The 572-nt window shown below is 66.3% G+C and carries 1 protein-coding gene; it reads left to right on the forward strand.

The genetic code is table 11. The annotated features are described in order from the left end of the window. Nucleotides 1-135: 135 nt before the first annotated feature. Nucleotides 136-572 (forward strand): EAL domain-containing protein (locus CSC66_RS17365; protein WP_162378651.1); only part of this gene is annotated, 437 nt, incomplete at its 3' end.

The following is a 572-nucleotide window of genomic DNA, read 5'->3' on the forward strand; positions in this document are numbered from 1 at the left end:
CATTTGGACAGGGACAAGAACAGCGCGAGTGAGGATTGGAGTTTGTTTAATACTAAAGCAGAAAAGGGCACACAAGATAGGGTCCGGTCTCGTGGGCTCGGCAATGGCGACATCGCCGGTGACACGCGGCGACGCATGGCCATCAATGTATCGGCGGCGCAGCTGCAGAACGAGCGGTTCCTCGACCGCTTCCGCAGCCGTCTCGACCAGGCCGGCGTGACCGGCGAGGTCATCGAGGTGGAAGTCACCGAGAGTGCGCTGCTCGCCAGCACCGCCGTCGCCGCCGAACGCCTCGAAGCCCTGCGCCAGCTGGGCGTGACGATCACGCTTGACGACTTCGGTACCGGCTATTCCTCGTTCTCCCACCTCAAGCACCTGCCGATCGACGCGCTGAAGATCGCCCCCGAGTTCATCGCCGACATCGACGGCGACGCCGCCGCGGCGCGGCTGCTGGCCGCCATGGTCGCCATGGCGCGCTCGCTGGAGCTGCGCGTCGTCGCCGAAGGCGTCGAGACCGGGGAGCAGGCCCGGTTCCTCACCGGGCTGGGCTGCACCGAAGGCCAGGGCTACCT

It is taken from the genome of Pseudoxanthomonas kaohsiungensis (assembly GCF_010211765.1).
Classification (GTDB): Bacteria; Pseudomonadota; Gammaproteobacteria; order Xanthomonadales; family Xanthomonadaceae; genus Pseudoxanthomonas; species Pseudoxanthomonas kaohsiungensis.